At 75.8% G+C, this 25,306-nt stretch carries 23 protein-coding genes; 15 read left to right on the top strand and 8 right to left on the bottom strand.

The features are described from left to right. The first annotated feature begins 13 nt into the window (after window positions 1–13). Window positions 14–337, top strand: coding sequence for a DUF4229 domain-containing protein (locus tag CLV34_RS04280; protein WP_157803690.1), 324 nt, complete (start codon window positions 14–16; stop codon window positions 335–337). 56 nt (window positions 338–393) lie between these two features. Continuing rightward, entirely contained in the window at window positions 394–1,557 is a 1,164-nt protein-coding gene (locus CLV34_RS04275; RefSeq protein WP_100348940.1) for a VanZ family protein, read from the top strand. On the opposite strand, the gene CLV34_RS04270 is transcribed toward CLV34_RS04275, so the two are convergent. Together CLV34_RS04270 and CLV34_RS04265 are read right to left on the bottom strand one after the other, a co-directional pair. After that, window positions 1,509–2,393: a 1,4-dihydroxy-2-naphthoate polyprenyltransferase gene (locus CLV34_RS04270; protein ID WP_100348939.1), complete on the bottom strand. Its 885-nt coding sequence runs from the start codon at window positions 2,391–2,393 to the stop codon at window positions 1,509–1,511. The genes CLV34_RS04275 and CLV34_RS04270 overlap by 49 nt on opposite strands. Before the next feature lie 98 nt (window positions 2,394–2,491). Further along, window positions 2,492–3,769 carry an AMP-binding protein gene (locus CLV34_RS04265; protein WP_100348938.1) on the bottom strand — a complete coding sequence of 426 codons (1,278 nt, stop codon included), beginning with the start codon at window positions 3,767–3,769 and terminating at the stop codon, window positions 2,492–2,494. Between the two features lie 207 nt (window positions 3,770–3,976). Here CLV34_RS04265 and CLV34_RS04260 point away from each other — a divergent pair, with 207 nt between their 5' ends. The 4 genes from CLV34_RS04260 to CLV34_RS04250 all read left to right on the top strand — a co-directional run bounded on the left by CLV34_RS04260 (window position 3,977) and on the right by CLV34_RS04250 (window position 7,530). Continuing rightward, on the top strand, window positions 3,977–5,026 hold the full coding sequence (locus CLV34_RS04260; RefSeq protein WP_211289339.1) for a DUF3048 domain-containing protein: 1,050 nt from the start codon (window positions 3,977–3,979) through the stop codon (window positions 5,024–5,026). Between the two features lie 44 nt (window positions 5,027–5,070). Further along, window positions 5,071–6,600 carry a dihydrolipoyl dehydrogenase family protein gene (locus tag CLV34_RS04255; protein WP_100348937.1) on the top strand — a complete coding sequence of 510 codons (1,530 nt, stop codon included), beginning with the start codon at window positions 5,071–5,073 and terminating at the stop codon, window positions 6,598–6,600. A 109-nt stretch (window positions 6,601–6,709) separates the two neighbouring features. Further along, complete coding sequence (locus CLV34_RS16280) at window positions 6,710–6,856, top strand: hypothetical protein (protein ID WP_157803689.1); 147 nt, start codon at window positions 6,710–6,712, stop codon at window positions 6,854–6,856. Next, window positions 6,853–7,530, top strand: a complete 678-nt coding sequence (locus tag CLV34_RS04250) for a winged helix-turn-helix domain-containing protein (protein ID WP_100348936.1) — start codon at window positions 6,853–6,855, stop codon at window positions 7,528–7,530. Before CLV34_RS16280 ends, CLV34_RS04250 begins: the two co-directional genes overlap by 4 nt. A 93-nt stretch (window positions 7,531–7,623) precedes the next feature. Here CLV34_RS04250 and CLV34_RS04245 read toward each other — a convergent pair whose 3' ends face one another. From CLV34_RS04245 to CLV34_RS04235, 3 genes are all read right to left on the bottom strand, one after another. Further along, entirely contained in the window at window positions 7,624–8,715 is a 1,092-nt protein-coding gene (locus CLV34_RS04245) for a glycine betaine ABC transporter substrate-binding protein (protein ID WP_100348935.1), read from the bottom strand. 133 nt (window positions 8,716–8,848) lie between these two features. Continuing rightward, the gene (locus tag CLV34_RS04240; protein WP_100348934.1) at window positions 8,849–9,547 is read right to left on the bottom strand and encodes an ABC transporter permease; all 699 of its coding nucleotides are present in this window, start codon (window positions 9,545–9,547) and stop codon (window positions 8,849–8,851) included. Further along, window positions 9,544–10,200, bottom strand: coding sequence for an ABC transporter permease (locus CLV34_RS04235; RefSeq protein WP_100348933.1), 657 nt, complete (start codon window positions 10,198–10,200; stop codon window positions 9,544–9,546). The genes CLV34_RS04240 and CLV34_RS04235 overlap by 4 nt, the downstream gene beginning before the upstream one ends. 99 nt (window positions 10,201–10,299) lie before the next feature. On the opposite strand from CLV34_RS04235, the gene CLV34_RS04230 reads away from it, so the two are divergent. Continuing rightward, window positions 10,300–11,421 (top strand): ABC transporter ATP-binding protein, encoded by a 1,122-nt coding sequence (locus tag CLV34_RS04230; RefSeq protein ID WP_100348932.1) that lies wholly within the window; start codon window positions 10,300–10,302, stop codon window positions 11,419–11,421. Window positions 11,422–11,517: 96 nt separating this feature from the next. On the opposite strand, the gene CLV34_RS04225 is transcribed toward CLV34_RS04230, so the two are convergent. After that, complete coding sequence (locus tag CLV34_RS04225) at window positions 11,518–13,275, bottom strand: metallophosphoesterase family protein (RefSeq protein ID WP_157803688.1); 1,758 nt, start codon at window positions 13,273–13,275, stop codon at window positions 11,518–11,520. Between the two features lie 99 nt (window positions 13,276–13,374). Between CLV34_RS04225 and CLV34_RS04220 the strand changes: the two genes are divergently transcribed. Beyond that, complete coding sequence (locus CLV34_RS04220; protein ID WP_157803687.1) at window positions 13,375–13,905, top strand: SRPBCC family protein; 531 nt, start codon at window positions 13,375–13,377, stop codon at window positions 13,903–13,905. A gap of 4 nt (window positions 13,906–13,909) precedes the next feature. Here CLV34_RS04220 and CLV34_RS04215 read toward each other — a convergent pair whose 3' ends face one another. Further along, window positions 13,910–14,893 carry a 1,4-dihydroxy-2-naphthoyl-CoA synthase gene (locus CLV34_RS04215; protein ID WP_100348930.1) on the bottom strand — a complete coding sequence of 328 codons (984 nt, stop codon included), beginning with the start codon at window positions 14,891–14,893 and terminating at the stop codon, window positions 13,910–13,912. Window positions 14,894–14,997: 104 nt separating this feature from the next. On the opposite strand from CLV34_RS04215, the gene CLV34_RS04210 reads away from it, so the two are divergent. The 4 genes from CLV34_RS04210 to CLV34_RS04195 all read left to right on the top strand — a co-directional run bounded on the left by CLV34_RS04210 (window position 14,998) and on the right by CLV34_RS04195 (window position 20,489). Then, window positions 14,998–15,702 (top strand): TetR/AcrR family transcriptional regulator, encoded by a 705-nt coding sequence (locus CLV34_RS04210; protein WP_157803686.1) that lies wholly within the window; start codon window positions 14,998–15,000, stop codon window positions 15,700–15,702. Continuing rightward, window positions 15,699–16,739, top strand: a complete 1,041-nt coding sequence (locus CLV34_RS04205) for an o-succinylbenzoate synthase (RefSeq protein WP_100348928.1) — start codon at window positions 15,699–15,701, stop codon at window positions 16,737–16,739. Before CLV34_RS04210 ends, CLV34_RS04205 begins: the two co-directional genes overlap by 4 nt. An 85-nt stretch (window positions 16,740–16,824) precedes the next feature. Beyond that, a complete protein-coding gene (gene menD / locus CLV34_RS04200; protein WP_100348927.1) occupies window positions 16,825–18,669 on the top strand; it encodes a 2-succinyl-5-enolpyruvyl-6-hydroxy-3-cyclohexene-1-carboxylic-acid synthase in 1,845 nt (614 codons plus the stop codon). A gap of 56 nt (window positions 18,670–18,725) precedes the next feature. Beyond that, window positions 18,726–20,489: a S1C family serine protease gene (locus tag CLV34_RS04195; RefSeq protein WP_211289338.1), complete on the top strand. Its 1,764-nt coding sequence runs from the start codon at window positions 18,726–18,728 to the stop codon at window positions 20,487–20,489. Window positions 20,490–20,720: 231 nt separating this feature from the next. Here the strand turns inward: CLV34_RS04195 and CLV34_RS04190 are convergent, their stop codons facing one another. Then, complete coding sequence (locus CLV34_RS04190; RefSeq protein ID WP_425436171.1) at window positions 20,721–22,079, bottom strand: isochorismate synthase; 1,359 nt, start codon at window positions 22,077–22,079, stop codon at window positions 20,721–20,723. 71 nt (window positions 22,080–22,150) lie between these two features. Here CLV34_RS04190 and CLV34_RS04185 point away from each other — a divergent pair, with 71 nt between their 5' ends. The 3 genes from CLV34_RS04185 to CLV34_RS04175 all read left to right on the top strand — a co-directional run bounded on the left by CLV34_RS04185 (window position 22,151) and on the right by CLV34_RS04175 (window position 25,292). Then, the gene (locus CLV34_RS04185) at window positions 22,151–22,870 is read left to right on the top strand and encodes a demethylmenaquinone methyltransferase (RefSeq protein WP_100348926.1); all 720 of its coding nucleotides are present in this window, start codon (window positions 22,151–22,153) and stop codon (window positions 22,868–22,870) included. Continuing rightward, complete coding sequence (locus CLV34_RS04180) at window positions 22,867–24,186, top strand: geranylgeranyl reductase family protein (RefSeq protein WP_100348925.1); 1,320 nt, start codon at window positions 22,867–22,869, stop codon at window positions 24,184–24,186. Before CLV34_RS04185 ends, CLV34_RS04180 begins: the two co-directional genes overlap by 4 nt. Window positions 24,187–24,347: 161 nt before the next feature. After that, complete coding sequence (locus CLV34_RS04175) at window positions 24,348–25,292, top strand: polyprenyl synthetase family protein (RefSeq protein ID WP_100349214.1); 945 nt, start codon at window positions 24,348–24,350, stop codon at window positions 25,290–25,292. The last annotated feature ends 14 nt before the right edge of the window (window positions 25,293–25,306 follow it).

The raw sequence follows: 25,306 nt of genomic DNA, 5'->3' as shown, positions 1-25,306 counted from the left end.
TACCCTGGGCGTCGTGCCTGTCGTGCTGTACTCCGCGATCCGACTCGTCCTGCTCGTCGTGATCTGGGTCGTCCTGCTCGCGTTCCACGTGAGCGGCCTCCTCGCCTTCGCGATCGCTGTCGTGCTCGCCCTGCTCATCTCCTACCTGGCCTTCCGCGGGCCGCGGGACCGAGCGGCGCGCTACGTGCAGGAGCGCGCGCAGCGTCGCGGCGCCGGCGAGCGCCGCATCTCCGCGTCGATCGACGAGGACGACGCCGCCGAGGACGCGATCGTCGACGCGCAGCGTCATGACGTGCCGGGCGCCGACACGGACGACGCGCCGGGTCGCCCCGCCTGACCCCGTGCACCGCCTGACCCCGCGCCGTGGCGGCCTGTTCGACCTAGGGTCGCGGGATGGGCGGCTGGACGTGGCCGGCGTACGTCGGCGTGGTGGGCGGGCTGCTGCTGTTCGTCGTCCTGCTGGTCCCCGCGCTGGTCTTCCAGGTGCGGCGGTACGGCGCGCTGGACGCCCGCCGCCTGCTGGGCGCGGCGGCCGTGTCCGTCTACGGCGTCGCTCTCGCGGCGTACACGCTCCTACCGCTGCCGTCGGGCGACGTCGCGGCGTGGTGCGCCGAGCACGGGCGTTCGTCCGCGCAGCTCGACCCGTTCCAGCTGTTCCGCGACCTCGGGACCGCGTTCGGGCGCAGCCCGTTCCCTGCGGGCCTGCGTGACCCCCTGGTCCTCCAGCTCGTGCTCAACGTGCTGCTGTTCGTGCCGTGGGGCGTCGTCGCCCGGCGCTACCTCGGGTGGGGCACCGGCGCGACGGTGGCCGGGGCGTTCGCGATCTCGCTCGCGATCGAGACGACCCAGTACACGGGCATCTGGGGTCTGGTCGGCTGCTCGTACCGCGTGGCCGACGTCGACGACCTGATCACGAACACCCTGGGCGGCCTGCTCGGGGCGCTGCTGGCGCCGCACGTGCTGCGGTGGATGCCGCAGGCGGCGAGGCTCCACGCGCACCGCGGCGACGTGCGGCCGGTCACGGTGTGGCGGCGCTGGCTCGGGATGCTGCTCGACGCGGCGTCGTACGTGGTGCTGGGGTTCGTGCTCGACCTCGGGTACCGGCTGGGGCTCGTCGCCGCGGGGTCGCCGCTTCCCGCCCACCAGGACGGGTGGGACTGGCTGCTGGGGAGCGCCGTCCCGCTCGTCGTCGTGCTGGTCGTGCCGGCGTGCGCCGGGTCCGGGGCGTCGTGGGGGCAGCGGATCGTCTGGCTGGCGCCGCGCTGGCCGGCGGGCGCGCGCCGGACCTGGACGCGCCGTGCCGTGCGCGCGGCGTCCGGCGGGGTGCTGTGGGGGCTGCTCTCGACGCTCGCGTCGCTCCCGCACGCGGCGCCGGACGCACTGCGGTCGGCAGCCTCGGCGGCGTCATGGGTGCTCGCGGTCGCAGCGGTCGTCGCGGTCCCGTGCACGCGCGGCAGGCGCGGCCTGTCCGGCGTCCTGTCAGGCGTCTGGCTGGTGGACGTCCGGGCTCAGAGCGCGAGCCCCAGCCCGAGCAGCACCCCGAACGCGAGCTCGTAGAAGCCCGTCGCGGCGAGGACGGGGACGAGCGCGCGCCCGTACGCGCCGACGACCACGGGGATCGACAGGAGGGCCGCGGGGAGCAGCAGCACGAGCACCAGGAGCGTCCAGGGCGCCCAGAACGCGCACGCGACGCCGAGCGCGAGCGGCAGCCACAGCTCGGCGACGTACACGCGGCGGGCGCGGTAGTCGCCGAGGCGGACGGCGAGCGTCATCTTGCCCGCGGGCAGGTCGGTCGGGATGTCGCGGACGTTGTTGATCATGAGGATCGCGCAGGCGAGCAGCCCGACCGCGACGGCGCCGAGCAGGCTCGGCCAGGTGATGCGCGCGTCGCCGCGGTAGGCGAGCTGCGTGTACGTGGTGCCGAGGACCGCGACGAGCCCGAAGAACACGAACACGCCGACGTCGCCGAACCCCGCGTACCCGTAGGGGCGCTTGCCGCCCGTGTAGTACCAGGCCGCGGCCACGCACAGCACACCGACGGCGAGGAGCCACCACGTGCCCGACACGGCGACCAGCACGAAGCCCAGCACGCCGGCGACCCCGAACGCTGCGAACGCCGCGTTGCGGACGTTGCGCGCGAGCGTGAGGTGCTGCGCGGTGAGGCGCAGCGGGCCGACCCGGTCGGAGTCGGTGCCGCGGACCCCGTCCGAGTAGTCGTTCGCGTAGTTGACGCCGACTTGGAGCGCCAGCGCCACGCCCAGCGCGAGCAGCGCGGGCCACAGCGCGAACCCGTCCGCCTGCGCCGCGGCGCCGCTGCCCACGATGACGGGGGTCGCGGCGGCGGGAAGGGTGCGGGGGCGGGCGCCCTCCACCCACTGGGCGGTCGTGGCCATGGTGCTCCTTGCTCGGTGTGCGTGTGGCGGGGGTGGTGCGGTGGGTGGTGGCGCGGTGCTGGTGCTCCAGGAGTGCCGTGCCGGGGCGGGTGCCGGTTCTAGCCCGTCCGGCCGACGACGTCCCGGACGAGCGCGGCGAGTCCCGTCCGGTCGATCTTCCCAGGTCCGCGCAGCGGCAGCGACGGCACGACGACGACGTGGCGGGGGGCCGCACGCGACGAGGCGCGCGCCGTGACGGCCGCGCGGACCGCGGTGCGCAGCGCGTCGGGGGCCGGAGCCGCGGCGTGCGCGGCTGGGTCGACGACGACCGCGACGACGGCCTGGCCCCACTCCGCGTCCGGCACGCCGACCACGCACACCTCGGGAGTGCTGCCGCGCGGCCACAGCGGGGGCTTCCACAGGTCGGCCGCGGCGGTGAGCGCGTGCTCGACCGCCAGCGGTGCGACCTTCTCGCCGCCCGTGACGACGACGTCGTCCGCGCGCCCCAGGACGCGCAGCCGCCCGTCGTCGGCGAACGCCCCGAGGTCCGAGGTGCGGAAGAACCGGTCCGGACCGTCGCCGAACGCCGCGGCCGTCGTGCCCGGGTCGCCGAGGTACCCGGCGGCGACCATCGGCCCGCGCAGCAGGACCCGACCGTCGCCGTCGAGCTCGACGCGGACGCCGTCGAGCGGGCGTCCGTCGTAGACGCACCCGCCGCACGTCTCCGACATGCCGTACGTGGTCACGACGCGGACGCGGGCGGCGCGCGCCCGGGAGAGCAGGTCGGGGGCGACGGCCGCTCCGCCGAGCAGGACGGCGTCGAACCGGCGCAGCGCGGCGAGCGCTCGGCCCCCGGGCCGCGGCTCCGGGCCGGCGGGGTCGGTCACGGCGTCGGTCGCGGCATCCGTCAGGAGGCGATGGAGCTGGGTGGGCACGAGCGACAGGTAGGCGGGCGAGGCGCCGTCGCCGATGTCGACATCGAGGAACGGCTCGGCGGCGTCGGCGAACGCGTCGGGCGTGAACGGGACGTCCGGCAGCGCGGCGCACGGCAGGTCGCCGCCGCGGACGGCCTGCGACACGACCGCGCGCGCGACCACCTGCGCGCCCGCGACGTGCTCCCAGGGCAGCGCGAGCAGCCACCGGCCGTGGCCGCCGAGCCGCCGGGCCGTCGCGCCGATCGAGGCGAGCAGCGCGGCGCGGGGCAGGACGACCTCGCGGGCGTCACCCGTCGACCCGGACGTCCGCACGACGAGCGCGCCGCCCGTCGGCAGCGGCGCGGCGGCGTGCAGGAGGGGGCGCAACGCGACGACGGGTGCGTCGTCCGCGGGCCCGGCGAGCGCGTCCTGGAGGGCTGCGGCGAGCTCGGGGAGCGACGCGGGGACGACGACGGGGGGCACCCGTCCAGCGTAGGCGCGCGGACACGGCCGGACGGTCCCGTGGACGGCCGCCCGGGGCACCTAGGGTGTGGCGCAGGACACGTGGGGCGCGACGGACGCCCGGGCGAACGGTCCGCCGGAGGAGGAGCGTTGCGCGAGCGGGCACGACACCTTGTCCTGGCTCATGCGCCCCGACCCGTGGCGGGTCACGCCCGCCGACCCGCGGCAGTGCCGACGGGAGCGCTGACGATCCTCGGCGTCCTGCTCGTCGTCGCGGGGTGCTCGGCGCACGGCGACCCGGCGCCGACAGCGACGCTCGCGGAGACCGCCGGGCCCGTCGTCACCCCGACGCCGACCCCGACGCCGACGCGGAAGCCGGTCGTCTGGCCCCTGACGGGCATGCCCGCGACCCGGGTCGCGGACCGTCCCGCCCTCGGGATCAAGGTCGAGAACTCGACGGACGCCCGCCCGCAGACCGGCCTCGAGCAGGCCGACATGGTCTGGGAGGAGGTCGTCGAGGGCGGCATCACCCGCTTCCTCGCGGTGTACCAGTCGAAGGAGGCGGAGCGGGTCGAGCCCGTTCGCTCCGTGCGTCCGATGGACCCGAACATCGTGGCGCCGCTGCACGGCGTCCTGGCGTTCTCGGGCGGCCAGAGGCCGTTCGTCCAGGCGGTCGGTGCGTCCGGGACGCAGGTGCTCAGCATGGACGGCGGGTCCGCGGGCTTCCTCCGGGACCCGACCCGGTACGCGCCGCACAACGTGTACGTCGGCACGAAGGACCTGTGGGCCCAGGCGGACGACGACCGGACGTCACCGCCGCCGCAGCAGCTCCGGTTCGCGGGCGCGGCGTCCGAGGCGACGGCCGTCGAGGACGGCACCCCGGGCACGAAGGCCGCGATCCGCATGTCGCCCGCCTACCAGCCGGGCTGGACGTACAGCACGAAGACCCGCACGTACCTGCGCGACGAGCGGGGCGTGCCGTCCGTGTCGACCGCGGGGGTGCGGCTGTCCGCGACGAACGTCGTGGTGCTGCGGGTCGACGTCGTGAACACCACGTACAAGGACCCGGCGGGCAACCCCGTCCCGGAGACCGAGGTGATCGGGTCGGGCCACGCGATCGTCCTCACGGGCGGGAAGGCGCTCAGCGTCACCTGGAGCAAGAAGGACCAGAAGTCCGTGCTGCACGTCAGGGCCGGCGGCAAGGACGTCCTGCTCGCACCCGGGCAGACGTGGATCGAGCTGGTCCCGTCGTCCACGGGCGACGTCACCGTCTCCTGAGCGTCCGCGCTGCGGCGCGCGCGGCGGGAGGCGACGATCGACAGATGACTGCAGACACGGGATCCGACCGCACGCCCGACCTGACCTACGACGTCGTCGTCATCGGCGGCGGGCCGGTGGGCGAGAACGTCGCGGACCGGGCCGGGCGCACCGGCCTCACCGTCGCGATCGTCGAGTCCGAGCTCGTCGGCGGCGAGTGCTCGTACTGGGCGTGCATGCCGTCGAAGGCGCTCCTGCGCCCCGGCGCCGCGCTCGCGGCGGCGCGCGACGTCGCGGGGGTGTCGGCGTCGGCGGACCTCGACGCGGCGGCGGTGCTCGCGACGCGCGACACCTTCACGAGCGACTGGGACGACGCAGGTCAGGTCCAGTGGCTCGACGGCGCGGGGATCGCGCTGCTGCGCGGGCACGGACGGCTGGTCGGCCCGAAGCTCGTCGAGGTGTCGCCGTCGGCGGCGTCCGACACGTTCGACGCTCCCGCGCACCTCGTGCAGGCGCGGCACGCGGTCGTCGTCGCGACGGGCAGCGTGCCCGTGCTCCCGGACGTGCCGGGCCTGCTGGACGCCGGTCCGTGGGGGAGCCGCGAGGCGACGTCCGCGCAGCAGGTCCCGGAGTCGCTCGTCGTGCTCGGCGGCGGCGTCGTCGCCTGCGAGATGGCGACGGCGTACGCGGACCTGGGCGCGAGCGTGACCCTGCTCGCGCGCAGCGGGCTGCTGCGCCCGTTCGAGGCGTTCGCGGGCGAGCAGGTCGGCGCCGGGCTGCGCGAGGGCGGCGTGGACGTCCGGCTCGGTGCGTCGCCCACGCGCGTCACACGGCACGACGACGGCTCGGTGACCGTCGCGTTCACGGACCCGCAGGGCGAGCACGAGGTGACGGCGTCCGAGGTGCTCGCCGCGACGGGTCGCGTCCCCCGGACGGACGACGTCGGCCTCGACGCGGTCGGGCTCACGGACCTGCGCCGCGGGCTGCCCGTCGGCGACGACCTGCTGGTCGACGGGGTCGAGGGCGGGTGGCTGTTCGCCACCGGTGACGTCACCGGGCGCGTCGCCACCACGCACCAGGGCAAGTACCAGGGCCGGGTCGCGGGCGACGTCATCGCCGCCCGGTTCGGCTCGCCCGACGCGTCCGGCGACAGCGTGCCGGCCCCGGCCACGCCCGACGGCCGTGCCGCGGCGGACGCGGTCGCACCGTGGTCGCGGTTCGCGGCGTCGGCGGACCACACCGCGCAGACCCAGGTGGTGTTCACGCGTCCCCAGGTGGCCAGCGTGGGCCTGACGGAGCAGGCTGCGCACGACGCCGGCCTCGACGTCCGGACCGTGTCGTTCGGGCTCGGCGACGTCGCCGGCGGCTCGCTCATGGGTACGCACTACGCAGGGACGGCGCAGCTCGTCGTCGACGAGGCGCGCCGCGTCGTGGTCGGCGCGACGTTCGTCGGACCCGAGGCCGGCGAGATGCTGCACGCCGCCACGATCGCCGTCGTGGGCGAGGTGCCGCTCGACCGCCTCTGGCACGCCGTGCCCGCCTACCCGACGGTGTCGGAGGTGTGGTTGCGGCTCCTGGAGACGTACGGGCTCTGACGGGTGACGCGATCCCGAATCCGCAACAACTCTTGCGCAAGGAATGTTGCGCAACTACTGTTGCGGATATCGGGTCGCGTCGGCGGCCCCTCGTCAGCGGGAGGGCACCATGTTCGAGGTCCACTTCATGACCGTCCGCGGGCCGTCCGAGCGCCCGGCGCACCACGAGACGTTCCGCGTCGAGCGCGAGAACGAGCTGCGTCGCCGGCGTGACGAGCGCCGTCGGAACGAGGCCGGGCTCGAGCGTCCGCTGTGACCGACGGCGTCGCGCGCACGACCGGCGAGGGCACCGCACCAGCGGTCTCCGAGCGCGCCGTCTTCCGGACGGACGACCCGGTCGTCCTGCGGGCCTTCGCGCACCCGCTGCGCGTCGAGCTCCTCGCACAGCTCGACGAGCTCGGTGAGGCCACGGCGAGCGAGCTCGGCGAGCTCACGGGGCAGAGCGTCGCGAACGCGTCGTTCCACCTGCGCCAGCTCGAGAAGGCCGGCTTCATCGAGCGTGCGGCGGCGACCGGCCGGGAGAAGCCGTGGCGACCCGCGCACCGGCACCGGTCGCTCGAGCCCGACCCGCACGACGCCCGCTCCGTGCAGGAGTCCGGCGTGATCAGCGCCGCCTACCTGCAGCACGAGGCGACCCGCCTCGCCCGCTTCTTCGCGACGTCCGCGACCCTGCCGCCCGAGTGGGTCTCGACGGTGACGTTCACGACGGCCGGATTCTGGGCCACCGCCGAGGAGCTGCGCGCGCTGGGTGCGCAGATCCAGCACCTCGTCGACGCCTTCGCCGGCCGCGGGACCGACCCGGCGCTGCGCCCTGAGGGAGCCGTGCACGCGCGCCTGCTCGCGACCCTCAACCCGGAGCTCGACCACGAGGACCGCGCCGGCGCCGCGCGGACGCGGCGGGCCGGGTCGCCCGCCGTCGAGCCGGGCTGAGCCGCAGCGACCCGGGGGCTGGGGCCGCGACGACGTGAGGCCGCCCACCGACCCCGCGGGGTGGTGGGCGGCCTCACGTCGTGGCGACGCGCGTCAGCTCGTGCTCGTCGCCGTCGGGTCGGACCCTCCGAGCTGGCCGTCCGAGCTGAACACGAGCCCGATGGCGACGCGGCCCTTGAGGATCGCGGTCTTGGTGAGCGGGCCGCCGGCGTCGAGGGACGTGAACTTGGAGAACGTCAGACCGTAGGTCTTCTCGAGGCCGGGCTGGCAGAACGGCCGCTCCGTGCACTCCGGCGGGCCGCCGAGCGCCAGGTTGCCGCACTTGCTCGCCAGGTCGGAGAGGGTCTTGACCTGGTGCTGGTCCGCGAACGTGTTCGTCACGGCGAACGCGTTCTGGTCGGCCCCCTGCGCGGGCTTGCCGAACGTCAGACCGACCTGCTTGCCGAGGTCCGTCAGCGCCGTGACCGTCGCGTTGAGGTCGCTGCTGGCCTTCGGCTCCGCGTCCGAGCCGTTGATCTTCTGGTTGAGGAACTCGGTCAGCGTCCCGGTGTACTCGGGCACCATCGTGAGGTCGCCCTTCTCGAGCTGCTGGAGGTACAGCTCGCGGTTGCCCACCGTCTTCACCGTCACGGTGTAGCCCGCCGACACCAGCACGTCCTGGTACAGGTAGGCGAGCGTCTGGTTCTCGGAGAAGTTCGCCGCGCCGATGACGACCTTCTTGCCCGTCCCCACGCCCGAGTCCTGGGCCGCGAGCCCGTGGTCGTCGAAGAACTGCTTGGCGACGACGATCGACTTCTGGCGGTCGACGTCCACCGCCTTGTTCATCGCGATGAGGTCATCCGTCGTGAACGACGCCGACACCGCATCGAGCAGCGGTACCAGCGCCTCGTCGCCCTCGACGGCCTTCGCGTTGAGCGCCGGGATGATGTTGTCGACGGTCTGGAGGTGCTTGTCGTCCGTGAGCACGACGAGCTGGTCGCCGGAGACCGGGTCGCAGGTCGCCGCGGCGGCGCTGCCCGTGGCGGCGGGCGCCTTGGTGCCGGACGACCCGGAGTCGCCGCAGGCGGCCAGCGACGCGGCGAGGCCGAGCGCCGCGACGACGGTGGTGGCGGCCCGCAGCGTGCGGGTGCCGGCGCTGCGGCGGCGTGGGGAGCCGAGAGGTGCGGGGCGGAGGGAGGGTGACATCGTGCTGCTCCTGACCGTTCGGGGCGTGGCGGCTGTGCGAGGGGTCGCACGCAGGCTTCTCAAGGTGCCATTCGATGACGCGGGACCGGTCCCGGCAACCGGTGGCGTGGCCGGCGCCGCGCGGGCGTGCAGGTCAGGCGGTCCGCGGCCGCCCGGACACCCGCAGCGGGCGCGGCGTGACGACCCGTTGGAGGACGGCGAGGATCCCGTCGATCACGAGGCACAGGACGGCGATGAGCAGCCCCCCGGCGAGCACCTGGCCGTAGTTCTGCGTGCCGAACCCCAGGTTGATGATCTGGCCGAGGCCACCGCCGCCCGCGAGCGCCGCGAGCGGGATCGTGGCGACCACCTGCACGATCGTGGTGCGCAGCCCGGCCGCGACGAGCGGTACCGCGAGCGGGAGCTCGACCTGCCAGACGATGCGGGTCCCGCCCATGCCGACGCCGCGCGCGGCGTCCGTCACGCCCGCGTCGACGCCCCGCACGCCCGTGTAGGTGTTCGTGAGGATCACGGGGATCGCGAACAGCGCGGCCGCGATCACGGTCGCGGTGTTCCCGAACAGCCCGGCCGTGGCGAGCAGCAGGATGACGCCCAGCGTGGGAAGGGCACGTGAGGTGTTCGCGGCGACGAGCAGGCCGGCGCTGAACCGGTCGAACCGGCGGACGTGCCCCAGCCAGGTACCGAGCGGGAGCGCGATCACCGCGGCGATGCCGACCGCTGCCGCCGTCATCCCGAGGTGCTGCGCGGTCAGGGTGAGGATGCCGTCGGGCCCCTGCCAGTTGAGCGGGTCGTTGAGCCAGACGAACGCGTCGTGCAGGACGTTGTCGCTCATGCGCCCGCCCCTCGTCGCCAGGGCGTGAGCGCACGGCCGACCGCCCAGATGACGACGTCGAGGACGAGCGCCAGCAGCAGGCACAGGAGCGTGGCCGTCATGATCTCGGCCCGGTAGAAGCTCTGGAAGCCGCGCAGGATCAGGGTGCCGAGCCCGCCGTAGCCCACGACGACGCCCACGGTCACGAGCGCCACGGTCGACACGGTCGCGAGGCGCAGGCCGGCGAGGATGCCGGGCAGCGCCCCCGGGAGCTCGACGGACCAGAAGCGCCGGAACCTGCCGAACCCGAGCCCGCGGGCCGCGTCGAGGACCGCCGGGTCGACCGACTGGAGCCCGGCGAGCGTGTTCCGCACGAGGATCACCAGCGCGTACAGCACGAGCCCGACCAGCACGGACGTGCGGCCGATGCCGAGCACCGGGGCCAGGATCGCGAACAGGGCGAGCGACGGGATGGTGTAGAGCGCGGACGTGCCCGCGAGGATGGGCCCTGCGAGCCACCGCACGCGCGCCGCGAGCGCAGCCAGCGGCACCGACACGACGAACGCGATGAGCACCGCCTCGACCGTGATGAGCGCGTGCTGCCACAGCAGCGTGCTGAGCTCGTCCCAGCTCGAGGTGACGTAGCTCCACGAGAACCACGGGTTGTCCGGCACCCGTCGAACCTAGCGGGGCGCACCGACTCTCGCCGGGTGGGCCGGTCGGACGGGCGTCCCCGCAGGGCCTGTGCGAGTGCACGCCGGTACGGTCGGACGATGGTCGACAACCAGCCCTTGGACCGTCGTCCGGGGTCCAGCACCTCGGGGCGCACGGCGGCAGACGACGCGATCGTCTTCGAGCACGTCCGCAAGGAGTACGCCGACGGCACGGTCGCGGTCGGTGACCTGTCGCTCGCGGTGCGCCGGCACGAGATCCTCGCGCTCGTCGGACCGTCCGGCTGCGGCAAGTCGACGACGCTGCGCATGACGAACCGGCTCGTCGAGCCCACGTCGGGGCGGATCGTCGTCGAGGGCACCGACGTGACCCGCGAGGACCGCGTCCGGCTGCGACGGTCCATGGGGTACGTCATCCAGAGCGTCGGCCTGTTCCCGCACCGGACCGTCGCGCAGAACGTCGCGACCGTCCCCGGGCTCGTGGGCTGGGACCGGCGGCGTGCGCGGGCCCGCGCGTCCGAGCTGCTCGAGCTCGTCGGGCTCGACCCCGACCGGTACGGCAAGCGGTACCCGCACGAGCTGTCCGGCGGCGAGCAGCAGCGCGTCGGCGTGGCGCGGGCGCTCGCGACCGACCCGCCCGTCCTGCTCATGGACGAGCCGTTCGGTGCCGTCGACCCTGCGGGGCGCCGCCGCCTCCAGGAGGAGTTCCACCGTATCCAGCGCGAGCTCGGCACGACGGTCATGCTCGTCACGCACGACATCGACGAGGCCGTGCGCCTGGGCGACCGGGTGGCCGTGTTCAGCCGGGGCGGCGTGGTCGAGCAGCTCGACGACCCCGTCGCCGTGCTCTCGCGCCCGGCGACCGACGCGGTCAGCGACCTCGTCGGCGACGGCGCGCCCGTGCGCCTGCTCGGCATCACGCGGGTGTCGCGCGAGGACGCGACCGCGGGCGGGCCGCCGGCGCCGGACGCGCCCGTCGTCCGCGTGGGCGACACGCTCGCCGCCGCGCTCGAGGCCGTCGCCGAGGCGTCCACGGGGGCGGGTGGCGCGGAGGCCGGTGCCGGGGTCGGCGGGCGGGTGGCGGTCCTGCCGTCCGACGCCCCCGCCGACGCGCGCGCCGACCACCCGGGCGTGCTCGGCACGCTCGACGCCGCGGGCGTGCTCGCGGCCCTGCGTCGCGCGGTCGAGCCGGAGCCTGCTGACCGATCCGACCCGGCGGCCTGACCTCCGGTTCGTGCCGCCGAGCACCGCAGCCGCGCGTCGCCCGGCCCCGGTGCTTGGCGTCACGAACCGCAGGTGCCGGCGCGCCGCCCGCGGACGTCAGTCGCCCGGCGGCAGCGGACCGAGCGGCACGGGCGTGGACGACGGGGTCGGCCACTCCTGCCGCGGCCCGACGGTCGCGACGCCCTTCTTGGTGACCTGCACGAGCTGCCAGTCGAGGATGCGGTGCGCCTGCGTGTCGAACCGCAGGACGGTCATCTCGGCGGTCCCGTGCAGCGGTCCAACGGTGGGCTGCCCGAGCGTCGCACCGGCGGTGGACGAGCTCACGTACCGGATGCCGAGGCCGACCTGCGTCGGGTCGATGCGTCGGTGCAGGTGTCCGGACACCTGGTCCGGCACGCAGCCGGTCTCGAGCGCGGGCCCGCCGATGGTCGGGTCGTGGATGAGCAGGAGGTCGACGCCGGGGGTGCCGTCGTCGGACCGCGCCGCGCACGCCGCGTCGGCGAGCGCCTGCTGCTGCTCCGCCGGGGTGGTGCTGCCGCTCGGGCGGGACGCGACACCGATCCGGGTCTCGAGGACGTCGCGGTCGCCGAGGATCCGGATGCCCTCGACCGTCGTCACGGAGCCGTCGAGGACGGTCCAGCCGCGCTTCTTCTCGAACCCGGACACGAGCCGGGAGTCGTGGTTGCCGTCGGAGACGACGACCTTGACCCCGTCGGGGACCGCGTCGGCGAACGAGTCGACGCACACCTGCTCGACGCTGGTGCCGTTGATGGTCGTGTCTCCGCCGTCGAGGACGAGCTGCGCGCCGGACCGTTCGGCGGCGGTCGTGATGAGGGGTGCCATGCCGGTGTTGCAGTGCAGGTCGGACACGACGAGCGCGGTGACGACGTGCGACGTGTCGGGGGACGGGGTCGGCAGCGCCGCCGCGCCGAGGTCGGCGCCGAGCGTCGGCGGCGCGGCGCTGGCGCCTGTCCCGTCAGTTCCGGCCGCGCCCGAGGACGTCCCCGCCGCCCGGTCCAGCGCGTCCCGGACGTCGAACGCCCGGCCCAGGCTGGCGTCGGCACGCGCGTAGAACGACTGCGAGCTGCGGTACTGCGCGATGAGCTGCGTGCCGTAGGTGTCGATGACGCCGGCGAGACGCCCGGTGATGCGGGCGCCCTCGAGCGGTGTCCCGGCGAGGACGGGGGTGGACTCTGCGGGCGGGAGCTCGGCCCGCTCCTCGCTCGCGGTGAGTCCCACGACGGCGACGAGCACGACGACCGTCCCGACGGCGAGCTTCCCGGTGTGCGCGGACGCCCGCGCCCCGAGCTCGCGGCGGCGGGCGGCGCCGAGCAGGAAGAACCCCGCGGCGCCGACGGCGGCGACGACGACGAGTGCGCCGAGCGTCCGCCACGCGGCGTCGACGGCCAGGTCGGTGGCGACCCGTCGGGCGGTCGTCTCGGGGGTCGCGAAGAACTGCAGGTAGGAGTCGAGGTCGCCGCCGAGCACGGACAGCGTCTGCGCCTGGTTGAGCGAGGTCAGCTCGGCGGGGATCTCGTGCACGGTGACCCCGACGCCGAGGTTCAGCGGTGCGGGGGAGTCGACCACGAGCGTGCCCAGGGGGCCGAGGTCGACCGTCACCTCGCCGTCGGTCGTGACCGCGTACGTCGCCTCGTTGGGGCCGAGGCTGCCTTCCGTCCGGGCCGTCGTGACGCCCCACACCGCGCACACCAGCACCGCCAGGACGCCGGCGAGCGTCCACCGCGCCCACCGGGGGAGCAGGCGGCGTCGAGGCGTCGCGTCGTGGCGGGTGCCGTCGGGCTGCTGGGACGAGGGTTGCTCGGTCGGGAGGTCGTCGCGGTCGGTATCGCTCATCGCGTCCCACCCTGTCGCACTCGTCGGCCCGCTGCACGCAGGCCGGGTGCGTGCGGCGGGTGCGTGCGACGACGGGTGCCCGGCCGTAGCGTGCGTGACGTGCGGCGCTACCGGTTCGAGACCACGTGGCTGCTCGACGCGCCCGTGGAGGCGTGCTGGGCGGTCCTCGCCGACCCGGCGCTGTCGTGGCCGTCGTGGTGGCCGGGGCTTGCGGGGGACGTCGTGGAGCTCGGACCGGCCGCGCGCGATCACGTGGGCTCCCGCGCCCGCCTGCGCTACCGCTCGCCGTTCGGGTTCACGCTGCGGATCGAGCTCGCGCTCGTCGCGGCCCGCCCGCCCGTCGCGGCGACGTTCGCGGTCCGCGGCGACCTCGTCGGACGGGGGACGGTCGACCTCGCGCCGGCGGACGCACGCCCGGGCGGCCGGTGCGACAAGGATCCCGGACCCGTGGGCACCCGCGTCGTCGTCGGGTGGGACGTCGCGACCACGCGCGGCTGGATGAACGCGCTCGGCCCGGTCGCGAGCCCCGCGTTCGCGTGGTCGCACGCGCACGTCATGCGCCGCGGCGGCGCGGGTCTCGCCGTGCGCCTCCGGTCGCGTCCCGACGCAGGTCAGCCCTGCTCGTCGTGACCGGTCAGTACGCGTACGGGAACCCGGACCAGTCCGGGTCGCGGCGCTCGAGGAACGCGTCGCGTCCCTCGACCGCCTCGTCGGTGAGGTACGCCAGCCGGGTGGCCTCGCCCGCGAAGACCTGCTGGCCCATGAGCCCGTCGTCGGCGAGGTTGAACGCGAACTTCAGCATGCGGATCGCCTGCGGCGACTTGGTCGCGATGGTCGCGGCGTACTCGAGGGCGAGGTCCTCGAGGTCGGCGTGGTCGGCGACCTCGTTGACGGCGCCCCACGCGTAGGCGTCCTGCGCGGAGTACTCACGGGCGAGGAAGAAGATCTCGCGGGCGCGCTTCTGCCCGACCTGCTTGGCGAGGTACGCGGACCCGTACCCGCCGTCGAACGACCCGACGTTCGCGTCCGTCTGCTTGAAGCGGGCGTGCTCGCGCGACGCGAGGGACAGGTCGGCGACGACGTGCAGCGAGTGCCCGCCGCCGGCGGCCCACCCGTTGACGACGGCGATGACGACCTTCGGCATGGTCCGGATGAGGCGCTGCACCTCGAGGATGTGCAGGCGGCCCGCGCGGGCGGGGTCCACGGCGTCGGCGGTCTCCCCGAGCACGGCTGCGCCGCCGGCAGGGTCCTCGACCGCGGTCGTGTACTGGTACCCGGAGCGGCCGCGGATGCGCTGGTCGCCGCCCGAGCAGAACGCCCAGCCGCCGTCCTTCGGGCTGGGGCCGTTGCCCGTGAGCAGGACGGTGCCGACGTCGGACGTCGTGCGCGCGTGGTCCAGCACGCGGTACAGCTCGTCGACGGTGTGCGGGCGGAACGCGTTGCGGACCTCGGGCCGGTCGAACGCGACGCGGACGACGGACAGGTCGCGCTCGCCGTCGGGCCCGGAGCGGTCGACCCCGCGGTGGTACGTGATGTCGGTGAGGTCCTCGAACCCGGCGACGGTCCGCCACCGCTTCGGGTCGAAGGTCTCGGACACGCGTGCGGGGAGGCTGCTCACCGGTCCACTCTAGGGCGAGTACGGTGTCGGCTACGTCGACGGGGGGTCAGGGGAGAGAGCATGCGCCACGGCAACGAAGCGCCGCGCCGGCTGAGGGGGGAGCCGTGACGGCTGAGCGTCCCGAGCGGCCGGTCCGCGCCGACCGCCCGCAGTCCGCGCCCGGGACGGCCGGCGCGTCCGGCGCCGACCGGCCGCGCGTCGCCGGTCAGCGTCCGCGTCGTCCGGCGGCCGAGCCGAGGCGTCAGACCCGCGGCACGCAGCGTCGCGACGCGATCGTGCGCGCGGCCGCCGAGCTGATCCTCGAGAACGGGCCGACCTCGGTGACCCACCGGACGGTCGCCGCCCGGGCCGACGTCCCCCTGGCGGCCACCACCTACTACTTCTCTGGCCTCGACGAGCTCGTCGAGGCCGCGGGCCGGCTCCTCGTCTCCCGGTGGACCGCGCACACGCGCGAGGTCGCGGAGCGGACGGACCTGCCCGACACCCCCGAGGGCCGGGCGGAGCGCATCGTCGACGCGCTCGGCCCGAGCGGGGACGACGCGGCGGTGCGCGGCTTCTACGAGCACCTGGTCGTCGCGGGCCGCTCCGACGTCCTCGGCCGCACCTACGCGGCGACGCGCACCCAGCTCGACGACACCGTCCGCGACCTGCTCGACCGGTTGGGCCTGGACCTGTCGCCGCAGCTCGTCATCGCGGTCGTCGACGGCGCGGCGCTGACGGGACTGTCCGAGGGGCGGCCGGTCCGGCCCGTCGCGCTCGCCCGCATGCGGGAGCTCGTGCGGACCGTCTCGGGCGAGGACGGCGCATGACCCCCGCGTCGGACGCCGGCCCGGCCCGGTACCCGGACCAGGACGGTCTCGACGTCCCCGTCGTGTGGTCCACGCCGATGCGCACCCGGTTCCGCGGGCTCGACGTCCGCGACGGGCTGCTCGTCCGCGGGCCGGCGGGCTGGGGCGAGTTCTCGCCCTTCTGGGACTACGGCGACGCCGAGTCGCACGCCTGGTGGCGCGCCGCCCGCGAGGCCGCGGTCGAGGGGTGGCCGGAGCCCGTCCGGACGTCCGTCCCCGTGAACGTCACCGTGCCGGCGGTCGGGCCCGAGCGTGCCGCGGAGATCGTCCGCGCGTCCGGCGGTTGCCGGACCGCGAAGGTCAAGGTCGCGGAACGTCCGCTGCGGCCCGACGGGACGCGCGGCGACCCCGAGCCCGTGGGCGCGGAGATCGAGCGCATCGCCGCGGTCGCCGACGCGCTCGGCCCGGGCGGACGCGTCCGGATCGACGCGAACGGCGGCTGGGACGTCGACGACGCCCTCCGCCGGCTGCCCCTGCTCGACCGCGCCGCTGGAGGGCTGGAGTACGTCGAGCAGCCCTGTGCGACCGTCGACGGGCTCGCCGCGGTGCGACGCGGTGGGCACGTGCCCGTCGCGGCGGACGAGTCGATCCGCCGGGCCGAGGACCCGCTCGCCGTCGTCCGGGCCGAGGCCGCCGACATCGTGGTGCTCAAGGTGCAGCCGCTCGGCGGGGTGCGGGCGTGCCTGCGGCTCGCCGAGGAGGTCGGGCTGCCGGTCGTCGTGTCGTCCGCTCTCGAGTCGTCCGTCGGGCTCGCCGCGGGCGTGGCGCTCGCCGCCGCGCTGCCCGACCTGCCGCACGCGTGCGGTCTCGCGACCGCGCAGCTGCTCGTCCGGGACGTCGCGCCGTCGCTCCTGCCCGTCGACGGCGCGATCCCCGTCCCGACCGGGCCCGGGCACCACGTGACGCCCGACCCGGCGCTGCTCGACGCCGCACGCGCGTCGTCGGAGGTGCAGGACGCGTGGGTGCGGCGGCTCGCCCGGGTGCGATCGCTCGCCTGAGCAGGCCCGTGTGGCCCGCGGGTTCACCTGCCGGGCAGGGGCCCCTCGGTCGGAGCCGGGCTCCGCGCGCGGCTAACCTCGGAGGGTGCCCGCGCTCCCACCGTCCGTCCGTGCCGCCCACCGTCTGCTCGACGCGCTGGCGGTGCTGGGTGTCCGGGACGTCGTCGTCGCGCCGGGCTCGCGCAGCGCGCCGCTCGCCCTCGCCGCGGCGGAGCTCGCGGCCGCCGGGCGCATCGACCTGCACGTCCGGGTGGACGAGCGGGACGCCGCGTTCCTCGCCCTCGGGCTCGCCCGCGGCAGCGCGCTGAGCGCGCCGGGCGCAGCGGCCGCTCCGGTCGCGAGTGCCGTCGCGGCACCCGTCGCCGTCGTCACGACGTCCGGGACCGCGGTCGCGAACCTGCACCCCGCCGTCCTCGAGGCGCACCACGCGGGCGTGCCGCTGCTCCTGCTCACCGCCGACCGCCCGCACGAGCTGCGCGGCACGGGCGCCAACCAGACCACCGAGCAGGTCGGGATCTTTGCCGGCGCGACCCGGCTCACCGTCGACGTGCCCGCCCCCGACGGACGGCCCGGCGAGCTCCGCGACCTCGACCACCTCGCCGCGCGGGCCGTCGCCGCCGCCCGCGGTACCCGGTCGGGCCACCCCGGGCCGGTGCATCTCGACCTCGCCTACCGCGACCCGCTCGTCCCGGCCGCCACCCGGGACGACCCGGCCGACGCCGCCATCGGGGCGCCCGCCCGCCCGCCCGTCGTCGTCGCGCCCGCACCCCCCGTCGACGTGGACCTGCCGCCCGCGCTGGCCGCGGACGTCGTCGAGACCGTGGTCGTCGCGGGGGACGGCGCCGGACCGGCCGCCCGGGCCCTCGCGGAGGCGCGCGGGTGGCCGCTGCTCGCCGAGCCGTCGTCCGGTGCCGCGAGCGGCCCTGCCCGGGTCGTCGCGCACCCGCTGGTGCTCGGTGGGCTCGGTGACCGCGTGCGGCGCGTGGTCGTGCTGGGACGTCCGACGCTGTCGCGCCCGGTCCAGCGGCTGCTCGCCGGGGGGCTCGCCCCCCACGACGTGGAGGTGGTCGTCGTCGCGCCCGGTGCCGGACCGTGGCCCGACGCCGCCCGGCACGCCGCCGTCGTGCTCCCGTCGCTGCCCGGGGCATGGCTGCGACCGGTCGACCCGACAGCAGCGGCCGCCGCCTGGACCCGGACCTGGCAGGACGCGTCGGCCGCCGCAGCGGCCGCGGTGCGCGCGCACGTCGACACCCGGGCGGACGGGCTCACCGGCCCGCAGGTCGCCGCCGAGGTCGCCCGCGCGTCCACGCCGGACGACGTCCTCGTCGTCGGGTCGTCCAGCCCGGTGCGTGACCTCGACCTCGTCGCCGCGTGGGACGAGCCGCCGACCGTCGTCGCGAACCGCGGCCTCGCGGGCATCGACGGTCTCGTCGCGACGGCCACGGGCGTGGCGCTCGCGGCCGCGCGCCCGGGGCGCGGCGGTGCCAGGAGCCCGCGGCGGGCGCGCGCCCTGCTCGGCGACCTCACGCTCCTGCACGACGTGGGCGGCCTGCTGCGGGCGGCCGGGGAGCCCGGGCCGGACCTCCAGGTCGTCGTCGCGAACGACCGGGGCGGCTCGATCTTCAGCACGCTCGAGCCCGGCGACGCCGCGTCCACGCCTGCCGACGTGTTCGAGCGGGTGTTCGGCACGCCGCACGACGTGGACCTCGCCGCCCTGTGCGCGGCGTACGGGGTGAGGCACGTGCGCGTCGAGTCCCGTGCCGCGCTGGCGGCCGCGCTCGCCGAGCCGCCGCACGGGCTCGTGGTCGTGGAGGCCGTCGTCGACCGTGCGGGGCGTCGGAGCGCAGGGGACGATGTGACGCGGTCGGTGCTGTCCGCCGTGCGTGCCGTCCTCGGGGCTGGCGGCGATGCCGACGCGAGCGACTCGTAGCGAACTCCCAGGAATGGTCCAGCCATACTCCAGAGGGATGGTGTGAAGTAGAGGTCATGAGCCAGCCGACGAACGACAACGACCGCGTTCCGCAGGACCCCGCGTCGCCGCAGGGGACCCCGTCTCAGCAGCCCGCGCACCAGCCCGCAGCGCAGCAGGACCCGGCCCCGCAGGTGCACGCGACCCAGCCGATCCCGCGCCAGCCCGTCCCGGCGCCCCCCGCGCAGCCGACCCTGCAGCAGCCCGCCGTGCCGGCGCCCGGCCAGCAGGCGCCCGGTCAGGCGTACGGCGGCTACGCCCGCCAGCAGCAGGTGCCGCAGTCGCCGTACGGCCAGCAGGCTCCCTACGGCCAGCAGGCCGCGTACACGCAGCAGCCGGGTCACGGCACCGCGCAGCACGGTGCGCCGCAGCACCCGACGACGCAGCCCGGGGCCGCGTTCGGCGTGGCGCAGCCGCCCGCCGACGGGTCCGCCACGGCCACCGCGACGAAGCGCGAGCGCCGCCGTCCCGGCTGGGGCGCGCTCGTCGGCTCCGTCGCCGCCGCGGCGATCGTCGCGGCCGCGGCGACCGGTGGCGTCGTGTACGCGCTGGACGACCACGACGGCAGCAGCGCGGCGAACATCGCGTCGCTCGGCAACGACCGCTCGTCCGACGAGGCGACCGTCCCCGTGTCGGGGTCCACCTCGGAGAACCCGAACTGGGAAGCCGTCACCAAGACGGTGTCCCCGTCGGTCGTCGCGATCTCGGTCCAGCTCAGCAACGGAGAGGCCGAGGGCTCGGGCGTCGTGCTCGACTCCAAGGGCCACGTCCTGACGAACAACCACGTGGTGTCGGGTGCGCAGGACGACCAGGTCCAGGTGACCCTGTCCGACGGCCGCATCTACACCGCGAAGATCGTGGGCACCGACCCGACGTCGGACCTCGCGGTCGTGCAGATCCAGGACCCGCCGTCCGACCTGCAGCCGGCGACCCTCGCCGACTCGGACGACGTCACGGTCGGCGAGTCGGTCCTCGCGGTCGGCAACCCGCTCGGCCTCGCGAACACGGCGACCACAGGCATCGTGTCCGCGCTCGACCGTCCCGTCTCGACGGCGACCGACAACAGCTCCGACGCCGTCGTGACGAACGCGATCCAGATCGACGCGGCCGTCAACCCGGGCAACTCGGGTGGCCCGCTCTTCAACGCGAAGGGTCAGGTCATCGGCATCACGTCGTCCATCGCGACGCTCTCGAGCTCGTCGTCGAGCGGTGACTCGGAGTCCGGGTCGATCGGGCTCGGGTTCGCGATCCCGATCAACGTCGGCAAGAACATCTCCTCGCAGCTCATCAGCTCGGGCACGGCCAAGCACGCCTTCCTCGGCGTGACGCTCACCGACGGCACCGCGACGGCGGACGGCGTGACCCGCATGGGCGCGAAGGTCAGCTCGGTGTCTGACGGCTCGCCGGCCGCGAAGGCCGACGTCGAGAACGGCGACGTGATCGTCGCGATCGACGGCGACCCGACGCCGGGTGCCGAGTCGCTCACCGGCTACGTCCGGGCCCACCAGGCCGGCGACGTCGTGAAGCTGACGCTCGTCCGCGACGGCAAGTCCAAGACGGTCGACGTGACGCTCGCCGTCAAGGAGGACTCGCAGACCGCCAGCTCGGGCGGCGACCAGTCGGGCCAGGGCGACGGCTCGGGTCAGTCGGGCCAGGGCGGCGGCTCCGGCCAGCAGGGCGACGGCTCGGGTCAGTCGGGCCAGGACGGCCAGGGCGACGGCTCCGGCCAGTCCGGCCAGGACGACAACCCGTTCGGTGACTTCTTCGGCAACGGAGGCTGATCACACCTCCGGCACGCTCGTCGGGCTGTCCTGACGAGCGTGCCGGACCACCCGTCCCGGTGACCGACCCCCCTCCGGTCCCGGGACCGGCGCGGCGCTCCCGATCCCCCCTTCCGGTGCGCGCCCGCCCCGGTGCCCGCGCGGTCCGGGAGGCACCCCCCTCGCCTCCTGTCGACCGGCGCGGGCACCGTCATGTCCACCGCCGGGCCGGCAGCCCGGGGGGCCCGGGCGTCAGGCGTCGAGCGCGTACCGCATCGGGACGAGCTTGGCCTCGGACTCGCGCAGCTCCGCGGCCGGGTCGGACGCGGCGACGACGCCGCACCCGGCGAACAGGCGCACCGAGCGCGGGTCGCCCGTGGGGCCGGCCGGGTGCACGCCACCGCCGATCTCGGCCGACCGGAGCGCGATGCCCCACTCGCCGTCGCCGTCGGCGCCGAACCAGCCGACCGGTCCGGCGTACCGGGCGCGGTCCATACCCTCGATCTCGGTGATGAGGTCGCGCGCCGCGGCGGTGGGCGTGCCGCAGACGGCGGCCGTGGGGTGCAGGGCCGCGGCGATCGCGAGGCTCGTGGTGTGCTCGCGCAGCACGGCGGTGACGTCGGTCGCGAGGTGCAGGACGTTGGGCAGGTCGAGCACGAAGGGGCTCTCGGGGACGTTCGTCGACGAGCAGTACGGCTCGAGCGCGCGCGCCACGGACTCGACGGCGTACTCGTGCTCCTCGAGGTCCTTGGACGAGTGCGCGAGCTGGGCGGCACGTGCCAGGTCGGCGTCGTCGTTGCCGGTCCGGCGCACGGTGCCCGCGAGGACGCGCGACGTGACGAGCCCGCGCTCGGCCCGCGCGAGCAGCTCAGGGGTCGCGCCCACCATGCCCGCGACGGAGAACGTCCACGCGGTCGGGTAGCCGCGGGCGAGGCGCCCGAGGAGGTGCCGCGCGTCGACCGGGTTCTCGGTGACGGCGACGACGTCCCGGGCCAGCACCACCTTGTCGAGGGCGCCCGACCGGATGCGCGCGACCCCCTGGGCGACGACGTCCGTCCAGGCGTCCTCGTCGCGCGCGCCGGGCGCGTAGCTGACGGCGCCGGGGGAGACGACCGGGCTGCGGTGCGCCGGGTCGAGCAGGTCCGCGCTCGGTGCGGGCCCGAGGGAGCCCGCGAGGTCGATCGTCGTGACCCACGCGCGGTCGCCGCGCCGCCCGACGACGACCCGCGGCACCACGACCACGCTGGGGCCGTCGTCGCCGAACGTGAACGAGCCGAACGCGACGGGCCCGGTGCCGGGCAGGCCGACCTCGTCGCGGACCACCGCGGACGCCAGCGCCTCCCGGCACGCGCGGGCGGCGTCCTCGAAGCGTCCGGGGCCCGTCGTGACGAGGCGCAGCGCCTCGCCCCAGCCCACGAGCCCGTCGCCGCGGCGGACCCACGCGACGCCGTCGGACACCGGTAGCAGGTCGACGAGGGCACCCGGTCCGTCGTCGAGCAGCGCCGGGTCGAGCGCGGCGGTGCGGACCACGAGGGGTGTCACGGCGGGGCGGGCGTCGGAGACGCCGGCCTTGGACATCGTGTGCGCGTCGTCCGCGGGGAGGCTGCTCATGGTGGTCCCAGGGTATGCGCGACGGGCCCGCGACACCGCGACGGGCTGCGCGGCCGGATAGCCTGGGCCGCATGCCCCGCGCCGGTCTCGACAAGACCCCCTCCGACGTCGCGTCCATGTTCGACGGCATCGCCCGCCGCTACGACCTCGCGAACGACGTGCTCTCCCTCGGCCAGGACCGCGGCTGGCGCCGCGCCACCGTCCGGGCCGTCGCGGCGAGGCCGGGCGAGACGGTGCTGGACCTCGCCGCCGGCACCGGGACGTCGTCCGAGCCGTACGCGGACGCGAACGTCCGCGTCGTGCCGTGCGACCTGTCGGTCGGGATGCTGGCCGTCGGTCGCCGCCGCAGCCCTGACCTGCCGTTCGTCGCGGGCGACGCGACGGCGCTCCCGTTCGCGGACGCGAGCTTCGACGCCGTGACCATCTCGTTCGGCCTGCGCAACGTCGTCGACGTCCACGGGGCGCTCCGGGAGATGCGTCGCGTCGTGCGTCCGGGCGGGCGGCTGGTCGTGTGCGAGTTCTCGACGCCCACGTGGGAGCCGTTCCGCCGGGTCTACCAGGAGTACCTCGTGGCGGCGCTGCCCAAGGTGGCGGGCGCCCTGACGCGCGACGAGGGCTCGTACGACTACCTCGCCGAGTCGATCACCGCGTGGCCCGACCAGCTCGGCCTGTCCGAGCTGCTGTACCGGTCGGGGTGGTCGCAGGTCGGCTACCGCAACCTCACCGGCGGGGTCGTGGCGCTGCACCGGGCGACGCGCCCGGCGGACGACGTGGCGGCCGACGCGTCGTGACGGCGCAGGTCGTCACGGCGGACGTCGTCGTCGTCGGTGCGGGCCCGGCCGGGTCGGCGGCGGCGCACTACGCGGCGTCGGCCGGGCTCGACGTCGTCCTCCTCGAGCGCGCGGCCTTCCCGCGCGACAAGGTGTGCGGCGACGGCCTCACACCGCGCGCGGTGGGCGAGCTGGTCCGCATGGGCGTCGCGACGGACGACGACCGCTGGTCGCGGGTGCGCGGGCTGCGGCTCGTCGCGGACGACCGCGCGTTCGAGCTGCCGTGGCCCGAGCTCGCGAGCTTCCCGTCGTACGGGCTGGCGCTCGCGCGGACGTCCCTCGACGAGGTCCTCGCGCGGCACGCCGCCGCGTCGGGGGCACGGCTCGTCGAGCGGACGGCCGTGCGCGGGCCGGCGCTGGACGAGCGGTCGGGACGCGTCGTCGGCGTGGTCGCGCGACCGCTCGACGACGCGGGCCGCGCGGCAGGCCCGGACGTCGAGTACCGGGCGCCGGTCGTCGTCGCCGCGGACGGGGTGTCGTCGCGGCTCGCGGTCGCGGTCGGGCTGACCCGGCGCGAGGACCGGCCGCTCGGTGTGGCCGTCCGGACGTACTACCGCGTGCCGGCGGGGTCGCCGTGGCACGGCGGTCCGGCGGCCGAGTGGATGGAGAGCCACGTGCGGCTGTGGGCGGGGGAGCCGCGCCGCTCCGCCCCGCTGCCGGGGTACGGGTGGCTGTTCCCGCTCGCGGACGGGACCGTCAACGTCGGCCTGGGGTCCGTGCACTCGACGCCCGCGCGGCAGTCCGCGGCCGGGCACGACTACCGGGACGCCCTGGCCCGGTGGACCGCCGGGCTCCCGCCCGAGTGGGGACTGACGCCCGGGCACCGGGTGGGTCCGGTGCGTGCCGCCGCGCTCCCGATGGGTCTCAACCGCTCGCCGCTCGCGTCGCGCGGGCTGCTGCTCGTCGGCGACGCCGCGGGCATGGTCAGCCCGTTCAACGGAGAGGGCATCGGGTACGGGATGCAGGCGGGCCGGCTGGCGGCGGAGGCGGCGGCGGACGCGCTCGCGTCCGGGTCGCCGGCCGCGCGCGAGCGGGCCCTGACGGCGTACGACGCCCGGGTGCGCGCCGAGCTCGGCGGCTTCTACACGCTCGGCCGCTGGTTCACGCGCCTCATCGAGCAGCCCGCGCTCCAGCGGGTCGCGGTCGAGCACGGGCTGCCGCGCCGGGCCGTCATGGACGTGGTGCTGAGACTCTTCGCGGACTCGTACGAGCCGCACGGCGGCGACTGGGTCGACCGGGTCGTCGCGACCGCCGCGCGCTGGGCGCCGGCCGCCTGACGAGCGGGCGGCGGGGGTGATTCGGCACACGCCCGCGCCGCGCGAGGCCTCTCGAGGACACGGGGGATGCTCGTCCCGACTATCGTCGGGGGGTGACTTCTCCGGTGACCGCGGCGATCCCCGTCGGTGACGCTGCCCTGGCGGCGCGCCTCGTCGACCGTATGGACCTCGTCGAGACGCGGCTGCGGGCCGCGACGGCGAACCACGACGCCCTCGCCGACACCGCGTCGCGCCACCTCATGGCGGCGGGCGGCAAGCGGCTGCGACCCTTCCTCACCCTGCTCACCGCCGAGCTCGGCGACGGCGGCGCGGACGACGCGGTGGTGGCGGGCACGGTCGTCGAGCTGACCCACCTCGCCTCGCTCTACCACGACGACGTCATGGACTCGGCGGCCGTGCGCCGCGGCGTCCCGGCCGCCCACGCGGTGTGGGGCAACACCGTCGCGATCCTCATGGGCGACCTGCTGTTCGCCCGGGCGTCCGCGCTCGTGTCGGGGCTCGGCCCGGACGCGGTGCTGCTGCAGTCGGAGACGTTCGAGCGCCTGTGCATGGGCCAGCTCCACGAGACCGTCGGCCCGCAGGACGGCGACGACGCCGTCGACCACTACCTCCAGGTGCTCGCCGACAAGACGGGCTCGCTCATCGCCCTGTCGGCGCGGTTCGGTGCTCTCCTGTCGGGCTGTGCGCCCGAGGTCGTCACGGCCGTCACGGGATACGGCGAGAAGGTCGGCGTGTCGTTCCAGCTCGCCGACGACGTCATCGACCTCACGTCGTCCGGCTCGACGTCGGGCAAGACGCCCGGCACCGACCTGCGCGAGCACGTCCCGACCATGCCGGTGCTGCTGCTGCGCCGGCTCGTCGCGTCGGGTGAGGCGGGCCCTGCCGACGTCGACCTGCTCGCGCTCCTCGACTCCGACCTGTCGGACGACGCCGTGCTGGCGGGGGCGGTCGCCGCGCTGCGCGAGCACCGCGTCGTCGCGCAGACCCGCGACCTCGCGGTGCGGTGGGCGCACGACGCGGTCGCCGAGCTCGCCCCGCTGCCCGCGGGCCACGTCAAGGACGCGCTCTCGACCTTCGCGGACGCGCTCTCCGATCGCGCGTCCTGAGCCCGCGAGGCGTT

The organism is Luteimicrobium subarcticum (assembly GCF_002798015.1).
Lineage (GTDB): Bacteria > Actinomycetota > Actinomycetes > Actinomycetales > Cellulomonadaceae > Luteimicrobium > Luteimicrobium subarcticum.
This window is presented reverse-complemented; position numbering and strand designations above follow the sequence as displayed.

Coding starts and splice junctions, on each gene's coding strand:
- CLV34_RS04275 (WP_100348940.1), top strand. CDS start 394: ATGGGCGGCTGGACGTGGCCGGCGTACGTCGGCGTGGTGGGCGGGCTG.
- CLV34_RS04270 (WP_100348939.1), bottom strand. CDS start 2,393: ATGGCCACGACCGCCCAGTGGGTGGAGGGCGCCCGCCCCCGCACCCTT.
- CLV34_RS04255 (WP_100348937.1), top strand. CDS start 5,071: ATGACTGCAGACACGGGATCCGACCGCACGCCCGACCTGACCTACGAC.
- CLV34_RS16280 (WP_157803689.1), top strand. CDS start 6,710: ATGTTCGAGGTCCACTTCATGACCGTCCGCGGGCCGTCCGAGCGCCCG.
- CLV34_RS04245 (WP_100348935.1), bottom strand. CDS start 8,715: ATGTCACCCTCCCTCCGCCCCGCACCTCTCGGCTCCCCACGCCGCCGC.
- CLV34_RS04240 (WP_100348934.1), bottom strand. CDS start 9,547: ATGAGCGACAACGTCCTGCACGACGCGTTCGTCTGGCTCAACGACCCG.
- CLV34_RS04230 (WP_100348932.1), top strand. CDS start 10,300: ATGGTCGACAACCAGCCCTTGGACCGTCGTCCGGGGTCCAGCACCTCG.
- CLV34_RS04225 (WP_157803688.1), bottom strand. CDS start 13,275: ATGAGCGATACCGACCGCGACGACCTCCCGACCGAGCAACCCTCGTCC.
- CLV34_RS04205 (WP_100348928.1), top strand. CDS start 15,699: ATGACCCCCGCGTCGGACGCCGGCCCGGCCCGGTACCCGGACCAGGAC.
- CLV34_RS04195 (WP_211289338.1), top strand. CDS start 18,726: ATGAGCCAGCCGACGAACGACAACGACCGCGTTCCGCAGGACCCCGCG.
- CLV34_RS04190 (WP_425436171.1), bottom strand. CDS start 22,079: ATGAGCAGCCTCCCCGCGGACGACGCGCACACGATGTCCAAGGCCGGC.
- CLV34_RS04185 (WP_100348926.1), top strand. CDS start 22,151: ATGCCCCGCGCCGGTCTCGACAAGACCCCCTCCGACGTCGCGTCCATG.
- CLV34_RS04175 (WP_100349214.1), top strand. CDS start 24,348: ATGGACCTCGTCGAGACGCGGCTGCGGGCCGCGACGGCGAACCACGAC.